General features: G+C 54.7%; 19 protein-coding genes. 14 read left to right on the plus strand and 5 right to left on the minus strand.

Going from position 1 to position 19349, the window contains the following annotated elements:
* Nucleotide 1 precedes the first annotated feature (1 nt).
* Nucleotides 2-2353: a hypothetical protein gene (locus JSS75_10715; protein ID MBS1904167.1), complete on the plus strand. Its 2352-nt coding sequence runs from the start codon at nt 2-4 to the stop codon at nt 2351-2353.
* A 310-nt stretch (nt 2354-2663) separates the two neighbouring features.
* Here the strand turns inward: JSS75_10715 and JSS75_10720 are convergent, their stop codons facing one another.
* Both JSS75_10720 and panB read right to left on the minus strand, forming a co-directional pair.
* Entirely contained in the window at nt 2664-5180 is a 2517-nt protein-coding gene (locus JSS75_10720) for an NTP transferase domain-containing protein (GenBank protein ID MBS1904168.1), read from the minus strand.
* Nucleotides 5181-5269: 89 nt separating this feature from the next.
* Nucleotides 5270-6067, minus strand: a complete 798-nt coding sequence (panB, locus tag JSS75_10725) for a 3-methyl-2-oxobutanoate hydroxymethyltransferase (GenBank protein ID MBS1904169.1) — start codon at nt 6065-6067, stop codon at nt 5270-5272.
* Nucleotides 6068-6137: 70 nt separating this feature from the next.
* Between panB and JSS75_10730 the strand changes: the two genes are divergently transcribed.
* The 6 genes from JSS75_10730 to JSS75_10755 all read left to right on the plus strand — a co-directional run bounded on the left by JSS75_10730 (nt 6138) and on the right by JSS75_10755 (nt 9621).
* Complete coding sequence (locus JSS75_10730) at nt 6138-7157, plus strand: D-alanine--D-alanine ligase (GenBank protein ID MBS1904170.1); 1020 nt, start codon at nt 6138-6140, stop codon at nt 7155-7157.
* Nucleotides 7158-7245: 88 nt separating this feature from the next.
* Nucleotides 7246-7569 (plus strand): winged helix-turn-helix transcriptional regulator, encoded by a 324-nt coding sequence (locus tag JSS75_10735; protein ID MBS1904171.1) that lies wholly within the window; start codon nt 7246-7248, stop codon nt 7567-7569.
* A 5-nt stretch (nt 7570-7574) separates the two neighbouring features.
* On the plus strand, nt 7575-8042 hold the full coding sequence (locus JSS75_10740; protein MBS1904172.1) for an SRPBCC domain-containing protein: 468 nt from the start codon (nt 7575-7577) through the stop codon (nt 8040-8042).
* Between the two features lie 6 nt (nt 8043-8048).
* Entirely contained in the window at nt 8049-8534 is a 486-nt protein-coding gene (locus tag JSS75_10745; protein MBS1904173.1) for a hypothetical protein, read from the plus strand.
* 20 nt (nt 8535-8554) lie between these two features.
* Nucleotides 8555-9133, plus strand: a complete 579-nt coding sequence (locus JSS75_10750) for a YdeI/OmpD-associated family protein (GenBank protein MBS1904174.1) — start codon at nt 8555-8557, stop codon at nt 9131-9133.
* Nucleotides 9134-9255: 122 nt separating this feature from the next.
* Nucleotides 9256-9621: a hypothetical protein gene (locus JSS75_10755; GenBank protein ID MBS1904175.1), complete on the plus strand. Its 366-nt coding sequence runs from the start codon at nt 9256-9258 to the stop codon at nt 9619-9621.
* 109 nt (nt 9622-9730) lie between these two features.
* Here JSS75_10755 and JSS75_10760 read toward each other — a convergent pair whose 3' ends face one another.
* Complete coding sequence (locus JSS75_10760; protein ID MBS1904176.1) at nt 9731-10456, minus strand: esterase; 726 nt, start codon at nt 10454-10456, stop codon at nt 9731-9733.
* 72 nt (nt 10457-10528) lie between these two features.
* On the opposite strand from JSS75_10760, the gene JSS75_10765 reads away from it, so the two are divergent.
* The gene (locus tag JSS75_10765; protein MBS1904177.1) at nt 10529-11170 is read left to right on the plus strand and encodes a VTT domain-containing protein; all 642 of its coding nucleotides are present in this window, start codon (nt 10529-10531) and stop codon (nt 11168-11170) included.
* A 36-nt stretch (nt 11171-11206) separates the two neighbouring features.
* Here the strand turns inward: JSS75_10765 and JSS75_10770 are convergent, their stop codons facing one another.
* Together JSS75_10770 and JSS75_10775 are read right to left on the minus strand one after the other, a co-directional pair.
* Nucleotides 11207-11989: a class I SAM-dependent methyltransferase gene (locus JSS75_10770; GenBank protein MBS1904178.1), complete on the minus strand. Its 783-nt coding sequence runs from the start codon at nt 11987-11989 to the stop codon at nt 11207-11209.
* Between the two features lie 26 nt (nt 11990-12015).
* A complete protein-coding gene (locus JSS75_10775) occupies nt 12016-12291 on the minus strand; it encodes an acylphosphatase (GenBank protein ID MBS1904179.1) in 276 nt (91 codons plus the stop codon).
* 134 nt (nt 12292-12425) lie between these two features.
* On the opposite strand from JSS75_10775, the gene ssb reads away from it, so the two are divergent.
* The 6 genes from ssb (at nt 12426) to JSS75_10805 (ending at nt 19235) form a co-directional block, all read left to right on the plus strand.
* Entirely contained in the window at nt 12426-12875 is a 450-nt protein-coding gene (ssb, locus tag JSS75_10780; protein MBS1904180.1) for a single-stranded DNA-binding protein, read from the plus strand.
* A 9-nt stretch (nt 12876-12884) separates the two neighbouring features.
* Entirely contained in the window at nt 12885-13805 is a 921-nt protein-coding gene (locus JSS75_10785) for an MCE family protein (protein ID MBS1904181.1), read from the plus strand.
* 13 nt (nt 13806-13818) lie between these two features.
* A complete protein-coding gene (locus tag JSS75_10790; GenBank protein MBS1904182.1) occupies nt 13819-14799 on the plus strand; it encodes an NAD-dependent epimerase/dehydratase family protein in 981 nt (326 codons plus the stop codon).
* Nucleotides 14800-15178: 379 nt separating this feature from the next.
* The gene (locus JSS75_10795; GenBank protein ID MBS1904183.1) at nt 15179-17713 is read left to right on the plus strand and encodes a patatin-like phospholipase family protein; all 2535 of its coding nucleotides are present in this window, start codon (nt 15179-15181) and stop codon (nt 17711-17713) included.
* Nucleotides 17714-17721: 8 nt separating this feature from the next.
* Nucleotides 17722-18435, plus strand: a complete 714-nt coding sequence (locus JSS75_10800) for an SDR family NAD(P)-dependent oxidoreductase (GenBank protein MBS1904184.1) — start codon at nt 17722-17724, stop codon at nt 18433-18435.
* Nucleotides 18436-18656: 221 nt separating this feature from the next.
* Nucleotides 18657-19235 (plus strand): GNAT family N-acetyltransferase, encoded by a 579-nt coding sequence (locus tag JSS75_10805; protein ID MBS1904185.1) that lies wholly within the window; start codon nt 18657-18659, stop codon nt 19233-19235.
* Nucleotides 19236-19349: the final 114 nt, after the last annotated feature.

Consider the following 19349-nt stretch of genomic DNA (forward strand, 5'->3'; position numbering starts at 1 on the left):
TATGAATACCATCAAACAATTCAGATCATTCGCCCTATTGACGCTTGCGACGCTCGCACTGCTGCTGAGCACCAACGTCAATGTGCATGCACAGGATGAACAGCCGAACTTCCAGGCAGGGCCGTACCTCTTCAACTTCGGTCTCTCGGCCGGATTCCTGAGCACCACGACGGCACAGCCGAGCGGCTCCGCGAATCCGAACGACTACTGGGCACAAGAGCGCTACTACGAAGCGATGAACTATCGCACGGGAATCAAGATCAACTCGCTCAATCTCTATGGCGAGAAGAGCGGCAAAGAAGGGTTCTTCGACGAGCTCTATGTCAATGCCGACGGTCTTGGCGATCCGTACACGACGGCCAGCATCCGTATGCGCCAGTTCAACGCATTCGATTTCAAGATCGACTACCGGAACATGAAGTATTTCCTGAACCGCAACGACTCGATCTATACCGGACTGCATAAGTTCGACGAGACGCGCGACTTCCTGAATGCGTCGCTCGGTATCGACGTCTCAAACGACATCAACGTCAAGTTGATGATGAACTCGACCGGCCATAGCGGCAACTTCACGCAGACGCTCTCCCCGTTCATCGACGGCGGCGAAGAGATCGGCGGCGGAGTGAAGAACGGTGTTGCTCAGGGAGACGGAACGTTCGGCACGTATGCTCGCGGAAATATCTATTGGATCAATACGCCGGCAAACGACCGTACGAACGAATACAAATTGCAGGGCACGTTCAAGTTCGCCGATCATACGGCCTTGACACTCGGCGGCGGTATTCGCCAGTACACGCAGGATATCGAATACACACCGTTGAGCGACACCGCGTTGACATACTATACCGCAAAGGGTACGGTCAACTGGGCAGGCGTATTCGCCGGTTTCCCGAACAGCCCGGCAACGATCAGCAAAGCGAACACCAATCCGCTCAATTCGTACGATTGGAAAGAAACCCGCAAAGGCAGCACGCCGATGGGGTACCTCGAACTCGTCACACGCCCGATCGACCGGTTGGCCGTCACGGCGAACGTGAACTACGAGAAGACGGACGTCGACGGCACGACGATCGAAGGTACGCTCGACGGCTGGATGCCTTCGGCAGCAGCGTCACTCGGCGGACCGAAGACTTCGCAGGCCCGCGATATCCTCTATACCGCTTCCGGCGACAACAAGAGCACGTACTCCACGCTACTCGCGTCGTTGACCGCAGCGTATGACATCACCGATCAACTCGGCGCGACCGTGCTTTATCGTATGACGAGCACCGATCTCACGAGCGAAGGTTCGCTACATGGCAATCTTCTTACGAACGACTCCGCCGCAGGCGGTGCCCCGACGCACCAGCTCTATGATGCGACGTTCGACACCAAGATTACCAATAAGGTCAGCCAACAGTTGATCCAGGCGTTCGTCAACTACACGCCGATCAATATGCTCAATCTGCGTGTGGGTGTGAACTATAATTTACGTTCGCCGGAATACGATCGCGCGGTCGATGGTGTGGAAGATTCCGCATCGAACACGAACATGTCACGCGAAACCAAAGGCCTGGGCGAGTTCTTCAGCTTCTGGTATCGCCCGATCCATGAGATCAAGCTCAGCGGTAGTGTCACGAACACCAACTCGAAGTCCTACATCCATGGAACGACGACACAGGTCGATGCACCGATCCGCATCGAGCCCGAGAACATGCTCAACTACAAAGTGGGTGTCGATTTCGACCCGATCTCGGATCTGCGCGTCAATGTGCACTACTCCGGCCTCAAGGGTTCGAGCGACCTGCTGAACATGATCCCGCTCGTACAGACGTACAATCCGACGCTCGATTCGAAGATGTCGTCGATCGCCGGTACGATTGCCTATACGCTCATGCGTCATACGACGATCGCCGTCACCGGTGAATACCGCACGAACGACTTCGTCGTCCCGTCAAGCTATACCCGCGGCCAGGTCGATCCGACCCCGCTCTATGGCGATTCGCTGACGATCAACGTCGAACAGCATACGAAGGACATGAGTATCGATGCTTCGATCATCTCGAACCCGATCCCCGAATTGCACCTCATGGTCGGCTATTCGATGATCGATTCGAAAGAAGGAAGCTACGTGACGCCGGACACCAAGACCGGTATCGCACCTGACCTCGTACGCATCGGCGGCCCGTACACCTGGAGCCTGATCCATGCTTCGGCGTCGTATGATATAACCAAGAACATCGGTGTCATGGTGGACTACCAGCTCGCACAGCAGAAGGAAGAAGCCATCTATGACAATACGGTGAACTATGCAGGCGTCGTCAATAACTACAAGGCGAGCCTGATCCGTGGAAGTGTCTATATCCATCTCTAATCGGTCCCTCCAAAAAGCGATGAAGGAATGAGCGAAAAGGGCCGCTTCCATCCGTGGAAGCGGCCCTTCGTTTTACAGCAGATCGTTTGTTGCCACGGCCATAGGGCCGTTTTTTTACATTGAAGTGCACACGTGGGAGGGACTCTTGATCCATGCGCGTACGGATCAATTAACAGTGAGGAAGTTACAGATAGTAGCTCCGTCTCGACCGTAATAACTTCGTCATTCTGAGCAAAGCGAAGAATCCCTATATGAAACGCAGCAACTCTCCGTCAACGGGACTCGTTGTCGCGCTATTCTGCGAGACACGTCAGCTTTTGCGCCACTCCGTAACCATTTCCGTGTATTGGGTGGCAAGCTGTTCGGCGGTCTCTACCGTTGCTGCATCGACAAGGATTTCGCAGTTCGGGCGCTCGCGCTCCGGGATGACAAGCACGAAGGCATCGTTGCCCTCGATCGGTTGGAAACGAATGCCGTCGACAAGGATGCGCGGCATGTGTTTGGTGTGCTCGACCGCACGGCGCATGACCGTGCCGAGTTGATCCTGCGGGCAGAAGGTCGAGCGGCGTGTTTGATGGCGAAGCGGAAGTTCGGCGGCGATATCGCCGAGGCGGCGGCCGATCTTCGCACGCATCTGCATGATCCGCGCAGCCGTGTACATGCCATCGACGGCAAAGAAGTAGTCGGAAAAAATAAAACCGCCCATCGTGCCGCCGACAAAGGCAACGTCCTCCGCGCCGCTGGCGACCATCATCGCAGCATGCGAGTTGCGCGTGTATTGCACCTCAACGCCATACGTCGCGGCGATCTTCTCGACGGCAACCGAAGCCGAAACCGGAACGGCGATGCATTTGACTTCCGTCTTTGCGATCTTGCTCGATTCGAGAAAGAGCTTCGTCACCAGCAGCAATAAGCTTTGGTTGTTGAACACCGCGCCGTTATGATCGAGGAGCGTAATGCGTTCGCCCCCGGCATCGAGGATAAAACCCATGTCGGAGCCGAGCGATGTAACGATGTTATGCAATTGCTCGATCGAACGCTGGAATTCCTCCGGCGCACGTGTCAGACGTGTCGGGTCGAGATACGCATTGACCGATACTACATTGACCCCAAGCGAACCAAGCATATATGGGAAGATCGTCGATGCGATGCCGTTGGCATAGTCGATGGCTATACGAAACTTGGAACGGGCGATCGCATCGGTATCGAGCCCCGCAAGAAAGAGCTTGCGATATGCCTCGCCACTATGGGCTGGAAATTCGATGGCGCCGACTTTGTCGTAGGGCGCGCGCGGAAAATCTTCCCCGAAGAAGTAGCGCTCGATGGTCTTCCCTTTGCCGTTCGGAAGGTCTTTGCCGTCGGAGTCGAAAAAAATAAGATCGGAACGACGCGGATCGTTCGGATTCTTGCGGATATGCACGCCGGCGGCCTGACGGCCCCCGAGCAGGTAATGCCGTGTGAGCGGGATCGGTGTTTGATCGAGATCGGCAACATCGACGCCCGCACCCATGAGCCCGCTCGTGAGCGCCCTACTAATGAGCCGCGAGCCGAAATCGCTGTCGCGCGAGATCACCACCCGTTTGCCGGCGCCAACCATCGCGCCGAGCGATGCACCGACTTTGGCAGAAAACTCCGGTGTGACCTCGATATTCGACAAACCGCTGATGCGCGAGTTGGTGAACAGAGCCTTCGACCACTTGCCTTCCCAGACGAGACTGGTGTTGAGGATCGAACCGGCCTCGACCACTTTCTCGGGCCACAGCTTCACGTTCGGCATCACCTCGGCGCCGTCACCGATGCTGCATCGTTCGCCCATGTACACGAACTCGTGGACGTGTGCCCCGCTTCCGATCGTGGTATCGTTGCAGATGACGTCGTAACTGACCTGCGTGCGTTCGCCGATCTCGACCGAATTCCACATGACTGTATGGTCGATACGCGAACCGCCGTGAATGACGCAGTCTGCACCGATCACGCAATTGAGCAGCTTCACGCCCGGCGCGACCTTCGCGTTCTTCCCGATGACGTTGAAACCATAGAATTCGACGCCTTCGGTCATCGCACCGCTTTCGATCATCGCATTCTTGACCGGCGTGCCCGCCGATTGGATCCGTACGCGAGATGCCAATGCGTCGAGATGCGCTTCATGATACTCGCCGAGATTTCCGATGTCGCGCCAGTATCCTTCGGCGATATAGCCATAAAGTCCGGCATGCTCTTCGAGCAGCATCGGGAACAGGTCTTTCGAAAAATCGAATTCGCGTTTGTACGGGATTCTGTTGAACGCTTCCGGTTCGAGAATATAAATCCCCGTGTTGATCGTATCGCTGAAGACTTCGCCCCACGACGGCTTTTCGAGAAAGCGTTCGATCCGGCCGCCCTCGTCGGTGATGACGACACCATACTGCAACGGATTCTTGACCCGCGTCAACACGATCGTCCCGATGGCGCCCTTCTCTTCGTGGTACTTGATCGCTTGGGTCAGATCGAAGTCGGTCAATACATCGCCGGAGATAATCAGAATACGCTCGTTGATGCCGAGCTGCTCGGTCGCATTTCGCACGGAGCCGGCCGTGCCGTAATCGGCTTCGGCTTTGACATAGTGCATTGATACGCCGAACGGCATACCATCGCCGAAGTATGATGTAATGGCGTCGGGATGAAAATACAGCAGCGAGGTCAGGTCATGAAACCCGTGTTGTTTCAGCAACCGGACGATATGCTCCATCATCGGCCGGTTCATCAGCGGGACCATCGGTTTTGGGAGGTGCATCGTCAACGGCCGCAATCGCGTGCCGAATCCGCCTGCCATTATGATCGCTTTCATTGCTGCCGCATTCGGTTAGTTCCGTTACGAAAATACGGCGTGTAGTGCATTATCTCGGGGTTTTGCAGACATCGAGGATCATGGGATCGTTAGTACGATTCGTCGTGATTCGGGAAATTGCCGGACCGTACATCTTCCCCGTACTGCTTGAACGCATTACGGACTTCTTCGGCAAGCGAGAGATACTTTCGCACGAAGCGCGGATGAAATTCTTCGTTGAGGCCGAGCATGTCATGGAGCACCAACACCTGGCCGTCGCAGCCGTTGCCGGCGCCGATTCCGATCGTCGCGACCTTCAACATCTTCGTCACCTCGGCTGCAAGCGCTGCGGGGATCTTCTCGAGCACGATCGCGAACACACCCGCATCCTGCAGCGCCATCGCATCGCGTTTGAGTTGTTCGGCTTCTTCGGGATTCGTCCCTCGCGTACGGTAGGTTCCGAACTGGTTGATCGATTGCGGCGTCAGCCCTAAATGGCCGCAGACTGGAATACCGTTATCGGTCATGAGTTTCACCGCAGCGCAGGCGCGTTCGCCGCCTTCGAGTTTGACGGCGCCGGCCCCGGTCTCTTTCATCACACGCCCTGCATTCCGGAAGCCTTCGACCGGATCGGCTTGATAGCTCATGAACGGCAGATCGCAGACGACCATCGAATGCGAGCCGGCGCCTTTAATCACGGCCTTGGTATGGTAGATCATCTCGTCGAGCGTGACCGGCAGCGTCGTTTCGTTACCTTGGACGACATTCGACACGGAGTCGCCGACAAGGAGCATATCGATTTGTGCCTGATCGAGCAATCGGGCGAACGTATAGTCGTACGCCGTCAGCATCGAGATCTTCTCGCCGCGCTGCTTTTTGTCTGCAATCGTTCTTGTCGTCACTCTCATAAGTAGCCGATTTTGTCCCGAAGATACGAACGGTTCGGTAGATTTGTAACATAACGAACACAACTCTCAGATGAATCTCTGCATCCTCTTTGGCGGTACGAGCGCCGAACGCGAAATCTCATTGCTCAGCGGGTACGCGATGGCAAAAGCCTATGAAGCGCTCGGACATACCGTCACGCTTCTCGATCCGGCGACCGGACGCACGATGGCGATCAAAGAGTACCAGACGATGCCGCCGCATGCCTCGGCCCCCACTCCCGCAGAGCTCGGCGCACTCTCACAGGGCACCGTGTTCGTCGATAGCCTGACATCGAAGGCGGTTCGCGATGCCGATTGCGTGGTCATCGGCCTGCACGGCGTCCCCGGAGAAGACGGGCCGGTACAAGGTGTGCTCGAACTTCTTGGCAAGAAATTTACCGGCAGCGGTTCGCGCTGTTCGGCGGTCAGCATCGACAAAGCATACACCAAGATCTTGATGCAAGCTGCCGGTGTTCCGACGCCGAAATGGAGCTTCGTCACCAGCACTGCACCCGTAACACTCGACTCGATCATGAAGGACGCACAAGCGAAAATGCCGGGCGGCATCGTTATCAAGCCGAACGATCAGGGTTCGACCGTCGGACTGACGATCTCGACCCAAGCCGATTTCGATTTTGAAGCGGGTATCCGGCTCGCATGGCAATACTCAAACGGTGCATTGATCGAAGAGTTTATCGACGGACGCGAACTCACCGTGACCATCCTCGACGGCACGCCGTTGCCCATTGTCGAGATTGCACCCGAAGGTGGATTTTACGATTATCATCACAAGTACACGAAGGGCATGACGCAGTATTACTGCCCCGCCGAGCTGGATGAAACCCTTACAAAACAATTACAGCTCAGCGCACTCACGGTTTATAATTGTTGCGACGCTCGCGGCTATGCACGCATCGACTATCGCCTGAAACCCGACGGCACGTTCTATTGCCTCGAGATCAATACGCTCCCCGGCATGACGGAGACGAGCCTCGTCCCCAAAGCCGCCAAAGCGGCCGGCATGACGTTCGAAGCACTCTGCGCGAAGATATTGGAAGCTGCGATGCGCTAAGGCCGTACTACCCCCCCCCAAAAAAAAATAACAATTTATTTGCGTAGCCATATAACTACACGTATATTTGTAGTCAAATGACTACTCAATGAATTTACGACGTGACGTTTTCCAGGCGATCGCCGACCCGACGCGCAGAGCGATCCTCTTGCTTGTGGCATCGCAGTCGATGACGGCAGGTGCCATTGCGGCGAATTTCGATACGGCCAGACCGACCGTCTCGAAGCATCTGCACATCCTCACCGAATGCGAACTCTTGCGCCAAGAGCAGAGCGGACGCGAAGTGTATTACCATTTGAATCCGGGAAAGATGAAAGACATCGCCAATTTCCTCGAGCCGTTCCGCGTAATGTGGGACGAGCGGTTCAACCGACTCGAGAACGTCATGCGCTCACGCACACCAAAAAAATAACCGATATGGAACAACGAACCAAGATCAAAGCGGAATCCGGCGGACAAGATCTCATGATCACGAGAGAATTCGACCTTCCCGTGGGCTTGCTCTTCGAAGCATACATCGAACCCGAACTCGTCGAGGCGTGGATGGGGACGAAAGTCATCAAACTCGACAGCAAAAAACACGGAAGCTATCACATCCAGACGTCCAACCCCGACGGACAAGTCGTCTTTCAGGCCGACGGAGTCATCCACGAGCTCGTACCGAATACAAAGATCATTCGTACATTCGAGATGCTCGGCACGCCGTTCGGTGTCCAGCTCGAACTCTTGCAATTCGAAGCGCTTGGCGACGAGACGAGCAGGCTCACGATGCACGTCGTGTACGAATCAGGCGCACAACGCGATCAGGTATTGCAGATGGGCTATGTACAGGGCATCAACATGGCGCATAATCGGTTGCAAGAGGTTGTTCACTCTTCACGATAACCGACTATGGATCAGTTACTCAATCCGACGCATGTCCACTTGATGGTCACGCATCTATCGATCTTCGGATCGATACTCGGTGCACTTGTGCTGATCTACGGAATGATCGCGAAGAGCCATCACACCACAATGGCGGCTATGTGGTTATTCGTCGTCACCGCTCTCAGTGCGTTCATTGCCGACTCGACCGGAGATGCAGCCAGTCATACCGTAAAGTCAATCGCCGGTATTGCGCGAGCGACGGTCTTGGAACATCACCAGGCTGCAGAGTTCGCGATCGCAAGCCTCTATATCCTCGGAGGCTGTTCGCTCGCTGCGATCATCTATATTCGTACGAAGAAACCGGCACGCACCCGGGCGATCTACTGGATAGTACTTGTCGTTGCGCTCTGGAGCTTCAGCGTAACCGCTCGCACAGGGTATCTCGGCGGGAAGATTCGCCATACCGAACTCGATGCGCCGTCGTCGGATTCGACGCGTGCGCCGATGTGACAACCATACAAGAGACGAAGATGAACCCGAAGGTTGATGCATTCATCGCTCGAGAGAAGCAGTGGAAGAAGGAGTTCGAACTCCTGCGCGAGATCGCGCTCGAATGCGAACTTGGTGAAGAACTCAAGTGGGGACAACCGTGCTACACAACCGATGGCAAGAATGTCCTGATCATTCACGGCTTCAAAGAGTATTGCGGTATGCTCTTCGTCAAAGGAGCACTGCTCAAGGACCCGAAGTCTATCCTCATCCAACAGACCGAGAATGTGCAAGCGGCACGGCAAGCACGTTTCACGAGCGTGCAGGAGATTACAAAACTCCGCACCACGCTCAAGGCGTACATCCGCGAAGCGGTCGACGTCGAGAAGAAGGGATTGAAAGTCGCACTCAAGAAGACATCGGAATATACACTGCCCGAGGAGTTCGAAGCGAAGCTACGCTCGAACCCCAAGCTGCGCTCAGCATTCAACAGTCTGACACCCGGACGTCAGCGAGGGTACATCCTGTATTTCTCGAGCGCCAAGCAATCCAAAACACGCGAAGCGCGTATCGAGAAGTTCACGCCGAATATCCTTGCCGGCAAGGGGCTCGATGATTGAACGTAAAGAACTGACACAGCGCTACGCGCACTACCAGTCTTAGCCAATTGGACCTGGACAGAGTCCTCTGAGTTGCCATCATATGAAACCATAGATCGCATTCTAACGAAGAACACATCACCATGAAATTCGAACAGCTTGTGCCAAGTATCTATTACGTCGATGTCAGGAGCAGTCTGGCGCTCTTCGTCGATTGTCTGGGCTTCAGCATCACCCACGAGGAGTTCGATTCAGACTTCCCGTATTGTGTGATCGAAAAGGACGGACTCGGGATACTCCTGTTCCAAAACCCCGAATATGCCGCTCATGACAAGCCCGAACTCAGGCTTGTGACCAAGAACATCCAGGAAGTATACGAGAGGGTATCATCGACACACCCGCAGTTCTTACACCCCAACCTCAATACCATCACGCTCCGACCCTGGGGCGCAAAAGAATTTGCTCTGAAGGATCACCACGTGGGAGTCATCGTTCAGGAGTGGCAGTAGTGTTGCGATGCGAATGGGTACGGACCGAACTTCTGCCTACCGACACACGAACGGTGGCGGCTGTACCGATGAGATTCTTCGCTTCTCGTAGAATGAAAGACAGGGGCGGCTACAAATATCTATCGATCGCTTGCGGCAGCATTTCGCGCCAGGTAGGCCAGTCGTGGCGGTAGGTGTGATCCCAGCATTCGACCCAATTGGGTATCTGTTTCTTGCCCAGGATCTCGGCAAACCGCCAGCTTTGCGACGGGTCCTCATACTCGCCGCTGCCGGTATAGATGTAAATCTTCTTTTTGCGGATTTCGGAGAGAATCGCTTCGTCGGTAAGATTCGGAATGTAATCGGCCGGTGAATTGAAATAGACATCCTCGTCGAAGTAACCCTTCGTATAGGACTTCAGATCGTAGACACCACTCATCGAGATCGTCCCTCTATAGAGTTCGGGATTTCGCAGCAGCGTATTCATCGCATGCAACGCGCCGAACGAGACGCCGAACGTATAGATACCCGCGTGATCGGTTTGCTTGTTGATGTACGGGACAACCTCATCCCTAATGTAACGATTGAACTCCTGATGTCGAATAGCTTTCTGCCGCGGTTCGATCTCGTTATTGAGCCAACTTTGCGAGTTGATGGAATTGATCGAGTAGCAGCGTACACAGCCCGCTTCGATATGGTGTTTGATAGAGTCGATCAGATGAAACCGTTCGTACTCGAGGTAATCCGCTGCGGCCGACGGGAACATCAGCAGCGCCGGACCCGAATGGCCATAGACAGCGATCGGCATTTCTTCGCTTAGCGCTGTGCTCTGAAAAGAGTCGAGGGTTCTCAGCATTGCGGGGTCAGTTACTTTTGCTAAACTTCTTTGTACGATTAACCGTATTATAGGCTCACAAATTCAGGCGGCATGGAGTTTCTGCACCAGATATTCTCGAGCGACGGCTTACAACAGCTTGTCAAATCCGGCGGTATTCCCGTTCTCTGCGCGATCATCTTCGCCGAAACGGGCCTGCTCGTCGGTTTCTTCCTTCCGGGCGATACATTGCTGCTCGCAGCGGGGCTGCTCTGGCCGACCGGGGTGATCCCCGTTTCGTTCGTGATGATGAACGTCCTGCTCATGCTTTCGGCGATCGTCGGTAATTCCGTCGGGTACTACATCGGCAAGACGGCCGGAAAGAAATTATATGTACGTCCGAATTCAAAATTATTCAAACGCGAGCATCTGATCCGAACGCATGAATTCTACGAGAAGCATGGCGGCAAAACGATGGTGATGGCGCGGTTCATCCCGATCGTCCGCACGTTCGCACCGGTTGTAGCCGGCGCAGCTGATATGGACATCAAGCGGTTCACGGTCTTCAATGTCATCGGGGCAGTGCTCTGGATCGGTTCCGTCACGTCGATCGGATACGGCGTCGTCGCGCTCTTTCCCGAATTACAGGCGTACGTCACAAAATACCTGGAGCTTGCAATCCTTGCGGTGGTCGGGGTGTCGCTCTTGTTGCCGGTGATCCACTGGCTCCGTGAGCGCAGCGCAAGCAAGCGATAAGCTCGTCGTTCGGCGAAGGTTCGTACAGACTGAAGATTAATCGAGTCTATTGGCGACAAGGAGGACGGTTTCGTACGATTCCGTGATTTTGCCGTGAGGGAAGCTGTCTTTGAGAATTCCGTGAACGGTCTCAATGAACGAAGGGAGAAGCTCCTGCGGGATGCCAACGCCGATATACGATTTCGAGAGCAGATACCCGACGTAGCTTTCCGCCGTGTATTGCATTTCGAATGAAAATGTGTAGCGGTCTACCGCTCCGAAGAGTCCGGACGCTTCGATCGACGGTTGAAAATCGGTGCTGACGATATCGGCTCCTCCGCGGTAGGAAGGATTGTGCTCTTTGATCTGTGCGGTAATGTTGCGATAGTACTGCTCGCTTGTATGTATTACCTGATTCCACATGACAACAAGCGGACGGTTCGGCTTGAGGATACGATACATTTCTCGCAGCGCCGGTGTCTTGTCCACCCAATGGAATGACTGCGCCATCACAGCCATATCGAGCGCTTCGCTCGGGATGCCCGTATTATCGGCCGACACTTCGAGGGTGCGGATGTTCGTGAGCCCCTCGAGTCGCGCATTCTCACTGAGCCGTTCGAGCATGGCGGCTGCGGTATCGACCGCATAGACAGTTCGAACGTACTTCGCCAATTCGAGGGCAATGCGCCCGGTACCCGTACCGATATCTGCTACTTCGCTGGAGCGGTCGAGTTCGGCGAGCGTCACGAGGAACAGCAACGCTTCTGCCGGATAATGAGGCCGGTACGCATCGTATTGTTCGGCGAGTGCGTTGAAGATCGTTCTTCGGTCTTGCAGCATTGGCGTGATCCCAGGTGAGATGCTATCTACTCGATGATCCTGAATTCGTGATCGTCATCTACCATAGGGACATTCGCAGTAACCACGCGGTCAACACGGGCGTGGGGTGCCCCTTGATAAGACCATTGTATAAACCGATTCGTCGCGGCTTCGTTTCCCTGTACTTCGGCTTCGACCGAGCCGTCGGCACAATTTCGTACATAACCCGTGAGCCCAAGCTCGCGAGCTTTTTTTCTGGCAAAACGGCGAAACCCGACCCCTTGGACGAGGCCGTGGATACTGACTCGAACTCGATAGTGCATTGAAGTGTGTCCGGGACGGCCGAGGCTGAAACTATGGCTGCGCTGCAACCGTACCGCGGTCAAAATCCGTCCTACGGTTGAACCTTCTCTCAAGAGCGGAGCGTTCATTTTAAATAACATCAATAGGCACCATCATGGCAAAAAGTCTTAATAAAGCCCAGATTATCGGGAATGCTGGCAAAGACGCAGAGCTGCGTTATACCAACAACGGCAAGGCTGTTGCCCGATTCAGCGTCGCAACGAGCGATTCCTGGAAAGATCAGGGCGGCAACATGCAAGAGCGCACCGTGTGGCACAATATTGTCGCATGGGACAAACTGGGCGAAATCTGTGCCAACTACGTTAAAAAAGGCACAAAAGTCTATATCGAAGGGCGTATCGAGAACCGTCAGTATGACGATAAGGATGGCGTAAAGAAGAATATTTCTGAAATCATTGCAACCGATATGATCCTGCTCAGCGGCAACCCAGGGGAGCGCAACGGGAGCGGTGGTTCATACTCACAAAGCTCACCTGCCGTCGGTTCGCCGATGCCACAGCCCGATTTCGATCAATCGATTCCGGACGCCGATCTTCCTTTCTAAGACAACCTCGTGCGGCAGCAAGCCAACACCGACCTCAAAGTCGGCCTTATGGTATTGGTCGGCCTTGCCATCCTGATCTTCGGGATCGGCTGGGCAAAAAGCTGGCGCTACGGCGCAGAGCAGATCGCACTCAATACAACATTTGAATCCGCCTCCGGGATCGAGGTCGGAGACCCCGTGTTCATCCGCGGCCTCAAGCGAGGGCAGGTCGATAAGATCTCGGAATCCGGAGGGCGCATCGCTGTTCGGATCGAACTCTTCGAGCCGATCACGCTTCATAAGGATGCGAGTGCTTCGATCGCGATGCTCGAACTCATGGGTGGCAAGAAGATCGATATCAGTCCGGGCACAACCGGGAGTTTCGATCTCAGCCGCGATACGCTCCTCGGCAATGCAAACGGCGACCTGAGCTCGATCGTCTCGTTTGTCAATTCGCTCACAGGGACGGTCGAGCAGCTTGCACATCGTGTCGATTCGGTGCTTGCATCGGTCAACGACATTTTCGGCAACGGCGCTCTGAAGTCAAAGAGCTATGCCCTGCTCGACGAGGCGACACGAACCATTGCAACCGTTCATCGCACGCTCGACGAAAATCGCACCGCGATTGCAAAAACGCTCGGCGACATCGACGAACTCGCGAAGACGGGTTCGACCGCGATCGCCGAAATTCGTCCTGGCGTCACGATGACACTCGATTCTCTTCGGCAGTTTATCAGCCGTTCGGAAAGTTCGATCAACTCTGCCGATTCGTTACTGCGTTCGATCGGCTCGATCGTTTCGGAAGCACGAACGAACAAATCGCTGCTCTATAAGCTGACGATCGACAAGCAATTCTCTCGCCAGATCGATTCGACCGTGCGTGCGGTGAATCTGTTGCTCGAACAGATCCGCACCGAGGGCGCCGATGTGAATATTCACTTGTTCCGTTAATCGAACAGCTCTCATGAATGTCTTTCTCACCGGCGGTACGGGCTTCGTTGGTTCGCATACTGCAGAAGTACTCCTTGCGCGCGGACACCGCGTTCGTGCGTTTGTACGACCGAGTTCGTCACTACAGTGGCTCGAAAAACTCGACGTCGAGATCGCTCGCGGCTCGCTCCACGATCCCGATTCGCTCAAACATGCGCTACAGGGGATCGACGCCGTCGTACATATCGCCGGAGTCGTCGCAGCGAAATCGAAAGAAGCATTCTACGAGGGGAATCAAGGTGCGACCCACGGCTTGTTACAGGCATGCGCAACGCATGCCCCGAATCTTCAACGCTTCGTCCTGATAAGCAGCCAAACTGCCGGCGGCCCATCGCTCGACGGCACGCCAGTCACCGAAGAAACGCCGCCGCACCCGATCACCACGTATGGAAAGTCTAAACTGGCCGCCGAAGAGGATACAAAACATTTTCACGAGTATTTTCCAGTAACGATCCTTCGGCTCCCGGCGATCTACGGACCACGCGATACAGCAACGTTGTCCTTTTTTCAATCCATCAAACGCGGACTCAAACCATTGATCGGTTTTGAGAACAAGTTTGTCAATCTCTGCTTTGTGGCAGACATTGCCGCGGGCATCGAACTTGGGATGACACGGCAGGAAGCAGCCAATCGAACATATTATATTGGGAGCAAACAGAATTATAGCTGGCACGAACTCTCGTCAGCGGCCGCTGAGGTGATGCAACGGAACGGCATTTTCGTTCGTATCCCGCATAGTGTAGTCAATATCATTGCCGGCGCATCGGAGTTTGCCTCCATCTTTCGAAAGAAGCCAAGCGTTCTCAACTGGGAAAAGCGACTCGATCTGACACAACAATACTGGACGTGTTCGATCGACCGTGCCGTACGCGAGTTGGGGTACGAACCACAAGTTGGGATCAAACAAGGATTTGCAGAGACGATACGGTGGTACGAACAGGCAAAGTGGATGTAGTGTGAGCGTTCTGGGGTATTCGATCGCAAGAAGACAACGGACCTAATTCGCGGCTGAGCGTACCGCAAGCCCCCTGCTCTGTTTTACCAGAGCAGGTTACCATTCTTCCCTCTTCCCCACAAAGAAATAATGGCGGCTTGCGGAAAACAGGGCAGTGATGCCATTATCTTATCTACTGCTCTGTTTTTTTTTGGCTACACTATCTGCACTATCAAGCAAGAAGCATGCCACAACACACACTTTTGCGCTCACAATAGGCTACTGTATTCATGAAAACAGATCGAAGAATCCTTTTCTTGCTTACTGTCACTATCTCTGATTGATCATTGTATCGTAAACTAATCGAAATCGGATGTACTGTGTAGGTGTTTCAGGATGCGTGTCAAGACGAGGCCTGGCCACGACGATCCTGTTCACCCTTCTGCTCGGTGCGAATGCATTCGGTCAGTTGTCGCGCGAACTCCCGAGACCACCGAGAATCGCATTGGTACTCTCCGGCGGAGGTGCACGCGGGCTCGCACACATCGGCGTTCTCGAAATCCTCGACTCGGCAAATATCCCCATCGACCTCATTGTCGGCACGAGCATGGGATCGGTTGTCGGCGGACTCTATGCCGCCGGGTATTCGACACATGAACTCGAACGCATTACAACGGAAACGAACTGGTCCGATATCCTCTCGCTCGACGACGACTCTCACCGATCCGAACGCTTACCGGGACAGAAGGACGAAAAGACATCGTTGCTTGCCCTTCGCTTCAACGGTTTTTTTAATCCTGTATTGCCGGTAGCGATCTCCAGTGGTCAGCGCCTGACGATGCTGTTGAACTCGCTGGTGCTTTCATCACCGTACGGCACGCGTGACGATTTTCTTCATGACCTCAGAGTCCCCTTTATTGCACTTGCAACCGATATTGTCACCGGTACCCGCCGTATGCTCACCAGCGGTGACCTGACGTCCGCGCTTCGCGCCAGCGCGACGCTTCCGCTTCGCTTCAGCCCGCTCGTGACCGATTCCGCGGTCTTCGTCGATGGAGGATTGCTTGCGAACGTCCCGATCGATATTGCGCGCGACTCTGCGCATGCGACCTACGTGATCGCATCGAACACCACCGCCGAGCTGCGACAACGTAACGAACTCAATACACCCTGGGACGTTGCAGATCAGGTTATCACACTCATGATGCGTCGTGAGAACGCAGCACAACTCAAACGTGCGGACGTCATTATCACCCCCGAACTCGAGCACACACTCCCGGATAATTTTCTTAACGCGACCTATTACATCGAGCTTGGTCGTGTAGCCGCACGTGCCGCGTTGCCCAAGCTTCGCGCACTGCTCGCATCCTCCGAGACCGCAGAGCCGGTCAGTGCGCCGGATTCCGAGATCATTCCTGTTCTGCGTGAAATCCGATTGCATGGCATTAACGGCTCAACGCGCGACTCGCTGCAACTCCTTGTCAACCGGGTTCGCGGCAACCGCATCGGTTGGCATAGTCTCGATGCAATGATCCTTGCGCCGGCAACGGAATTCCTTCATCGCAAGGGATATTCACTTGCTCGGGTCGACAGTGCCGTGATTGTTTCCCCGAAATCCCGAGTCGATCTGTATCTCGACCCGGGGTATATTTCCGAGATACGCATTAACGGACTGCATACGATCAAGCCGATCGTCGTGCAGAATCAACTGCCGTTCGCTGCAGGCGATATCCTGCAACGCCGCGATTGCGAACGAGCGCTCAAGAACCTGACGGCAACCGGGTTCTTCTCGTTCGCGAACATGTCCTTCAGCGAAGTTGGCAATGGCAGACCAATTGTGACGATGCGTATGGATACTCCGATCGTCTCCACGCGCTCTGTAACAGTACCGACCGGCACAGCCATCGTCATGCTCAATCTCGAAGAACGGGCAACACAAGTGCTCCGACTTGGCGGCCTGGCCGATAATGAATTCGGGACGCAGTTCTCGATGGAATATGCAAACGAAAATCTGCTTGGCCTCGGAGGCGGGTTCTCGCTCAAAGGAGGCCTCGGACCGCTCTCGCGCTATGCCGAACTGAGCATCGGCGGCGGCCCGCCGCTCTTTCGCGTCGAAGCGGCTGCATATTCCACTCTTCGAGACATTACCGTCTACACTTTTCACGACGACATCCCCCACGGCACGTTTACCAGCAGCGCCGACGATGTCGTGCGCGAGATCCGCGACTTCGGTGCCAGCGCGCATGTCAGCTTGAACATCGGGCGCGATGCCTCGTTTGCAGGCGAATATCATATCGAACGGCAGCGGAGCTATTCGTTACACACTCGCGAGTATGTGTCGCCCGCACAACTGGTCGCCGGACTTCGTGGCATTGTAACCTACGATAGCCGTGACGATGAAGACTATCCCCACGTAGGCGAATTTGTCGAAGGATTCTATGAAATCGGCGGGCATTTCCTCGGGGGCGAGGTAGGATACACCAAGTTTGGAATCACACTCGAAGAAGCGCTGCCGCTCTCGCGGTTGCACAACGTACTCTTGAAAGCGTCGCTCGGCGTTGCCGATCGCACGACGCCGAGACAAGATCAATTCAGTCTCGGTGGAATTACGTCGTTCTTCGGGCTCAACGAATACGAACTTCGCGGCAAACAGTATGTAACCGGAAGTGTGGGCTATCAAATCGCTATTCCGAATTCATTATTATTTCCGACGTTCGTCTTGTTCCGATATGACTTGGCGGGCACGTGGACCGAACCGACATCGATCAAATTTCAGTCGTTCATCCACGGGGTCGGCGGGGAGATCGGCTTCAAGACGCCGATCGGACTCGCACGGTTCGGCATCGGTGAGAACTTCCGGTTCGCTCAGAGCATGACGAACCCGCTGCTACTGAATACCCCGCGCTTCTACTTTTCTATCGGAAGCAATCTGTAAGTACGAGTATGAACATCGTCATTACCGGTGCATCGAAAGGAATCGGCCTTGCTGTAACCGAGCGATTCGCTCGTGATACCACCCGCACACATACATTCATGTTATGTGCGCGCAATGGCTCGGAGTTAGAGCGAGCCCATGCTCAGCTCATTGAGCGGTTTCCCACACACCGGTTCATTACCGAAACATGCGACGTCTCGAATGAGCAAGATGTAGAACGGTTTGCCAACCACTGCAGCGACCTCGGAACGACCGACCTTCTGGTTCACAATGCGGGCTTTGGGTTGTTCAAACAGGTCACGGATCTTTCGCTTGCCGAATTCAAGTCTGTTCTCGATACAAATCTGCGCGGTGTCTTTCTCCTGACACGAGCGTTATTGCCACCGATGCGGGCCGCCAAAACGGGGACGATCGTAGCGATCTCTTCGCTGGCAGGCAAAGCCGGTTTTGCCGGGGGCGCTGCGTATTGCGCTTCAAAGTTCGGGGTTCGCGGATTCATGCAGAATCTGTTCCTGGAAGTTCGGTCCGATAATATTCGCTGCGTCACGATCTGCCCGGGCAGCGTGGATACGGCATTCTTTGCAACAATTGAAAACCCCGGAGGATCGGTTCGTATGCTTGCTGCCACCGACGTGGCCGAATCCGTCTGGTTTGCCGCCAACCTCCCGGCCGGCGCAACCGTTTCCGAGATCGAAATCCGCCCTACCAACCCAAAAGGATAGATTTTCTTGGGAGCAAAAGAATTCACCGACAGTGGTGTGTAACAATCCACTGGGCGCTAAGTTGGTATTTTCAGTAACGACAACTGCCCCCTCATTCGTACGGCACGCAGGACGGTGGTTCTGCGCGATTGCCCGACACGAATGTCTTCAGGTTCATAGGTCGACCATGTCGCCGGCATCTGCGCACGGGCGAGGGGGCACGCGTTCATCATACATCGGAAATGAACATTATTGTGACTCCCCGGTTGCTGCTGCGTCCGTTCGAACCAGCAGACTTGCCCGACGTGGCGCGACTCTTCGCCGATCCCGAAGTGATGCGCTTCATCCGTGCGCCACGAACGTTAGTCGAATCGGAAGCGAAATTCCGGTCCATGGTTGCGGATTTCACTCGTGACGGCTTCGGCATGTTCGCCGTCATCGATCGCCGTGAAAAGGCGTTTATTGGCCGTTGTGGGCTCCAACCCCTGCCTGGGACCGGGCTCTATGAACTAGGCTATACGTTTTTCCCCAATGCATGGGGGAAAGGATACGCGACGGAAGCATCCAAAGCCGTACTGCACCGTGCATTCGAGGAATGGGGGCTCGACGAGGTTGTTGCCGTTGCCGATCGCGAGCATATCCGCTCGATTCGGGTTATGGAAAAACTCGGTATGCAATTTGAACGAAATGACGTGTTTTACGAGAAAGAATGTGTCCTGTACTCCATCGTGAAAAAAAAACTAATCCAGCCTTCGACGCGCCCCTTTAGTAGCCCCTTCATACCATCATCACAATCCGGGAGGAATATCTTCGTAAAATAAGCCAAAATCCTAATTCTGAGAAGAGTCTTCCACCCTTCGGGAGGTCCGTTTTTCGACGTGGAATTGTAACAATTCGACGATTCGGTTGTTTTTAAAGTGCAGACTATGCCCCCA

It is taken from the genome of Bacteroidota bacterium, from assembly GCA_018266755.1.
In the GTDB taxonomy this organism is placed as follows: domain Bacteria; phylum Bacteroidota; class Ignavibacteria; order Palsa-1295; family Palsa-1295; genus JAFDZW01.

What these genes read in the sequence shown, in the direction of transcription:
- JSS75_10790 (MBS1904182.1), top strand. Translation starts at nt 13,819, where the DNA reads ATGAATGTCTTTCTCACCGGCGGTACGGGCTTCGTTGGTTCGCATACT.
- JSS75_10720 (MBS1904168.1), bottom strand. Translation starts at nt 5,180, where the DNA reads ATGAAAGCGATCATAATGGCAGGCGGATTCGGCACGCGATTGCGGCCG.
- JSS75_10755 (MBS1904175.1), top strand. Translation starts at nt 9,256, where the DNA reads ATGAAATTCGAACAGCTTGTGCCAAGTATCTATTACGTCGATGTCAGG.
- panB (MBS1904169.1), bottom strand. Translation starts at nt 6,067, where the DNA reads ATGAGAGTGACGACAAGAACGATTGCAGACAAAAAGCAGCGCGGCGAG.
- JSS75_10740 (MBS1904172.1), top strand. Translation starts at nt 7,575, where the DNA reads ATGGAACAACGAACCAAGATCAAAGCGGAATCCGGCGGACAAGATCTC.
- JSS75_10765 (MBS1904177.1), top strand. Translation starts at nt 10,529, where the DNA reads ATGGAGTTTCTGCACCAGATATTCTCGAGCGACGGCTTACAACAGCTT.
- JSS75_10750 (MBS1904174.1), top strand. Translation starts at nt 8,555, where the DNA reads ATGAACCCGAAGGTTGATGCATTCATCGCTCGAGAGAAGCAGTGGAAG.
- ssb (MBS1904180.1), top strand. Translation starts at nt 12,426, where the DNA reads ATGGCAAAAAGTCTTAATAAAGCCCAGATTATCGGGAATGCTGGCAAA.
- JSS75_10775 (MBS1904179.1), bottom strand. Translation starts at nt 12,291, where the DNA reads ATGCACTATCGAGTTCGAGTCAGTATCCACGGCCTCGTCCAAGGGGTC.
- JSS75_10760 (MBS1904176.1), bottom strand. Translation starts at nt 10,456, where the DNA reads ATGCTGAGAACCCTCGACTCTTTTCAGAGCACAGCGCTAAGCGAAGAA.
- JSS75_10800 (MBS1904184.1), top strand. Translation starts at nt 17,722, where the DNA reads ATGAACATCGTCATTACCGGTGCATCGAAAGGAATCGGCCTTGCTGTA.
- JSS75_10735 (MBS1904171.1), top strand. Translation starts at nt 7,246, where the DNA reads ATGAATTTACGACGTGACGTTTTCCAGGCGATCGCCGACCCGACGCGC.
- JSS75_10715 (MBS1904167.1), top strand. Translation starts at nt 2, where the DNA reads ATGAATACCATCAAACAATTCAGATCATTCGCCCTATTGACGCTTGCG.
- JSS75_10745 (MBS1904173.1), top strand. Translation starts at nt 8,049, where the DNA reads ATGGATCAGTTACTCAATCCGACGCATGTCCACTTGATGGTCACGCAT.
- JSS75_10730 (MBS1904170.1), top strand. Translation starts at nt 6,138, where the DNA reads ATGAATCTCTGCATCCTCTTTGGCGGTACGAGCGCCGAACGCGAAATC.
- JSS75_10805 (MBS1904185.1), top strand. Translation starts at nt 18,657, where the DNA reads ATGAACATTATTGTGACTCCCCGGTTGCTGCTGCGTCCGTTCGAACCA.
- JSS75_10770 (MBS1904178.1), bottom strand. Translation starts at nt 11,989, where the DNA reads ATGCTGCAAGACCGAAGAACGATCTTCAACGCACTCGCCGAACAATAC.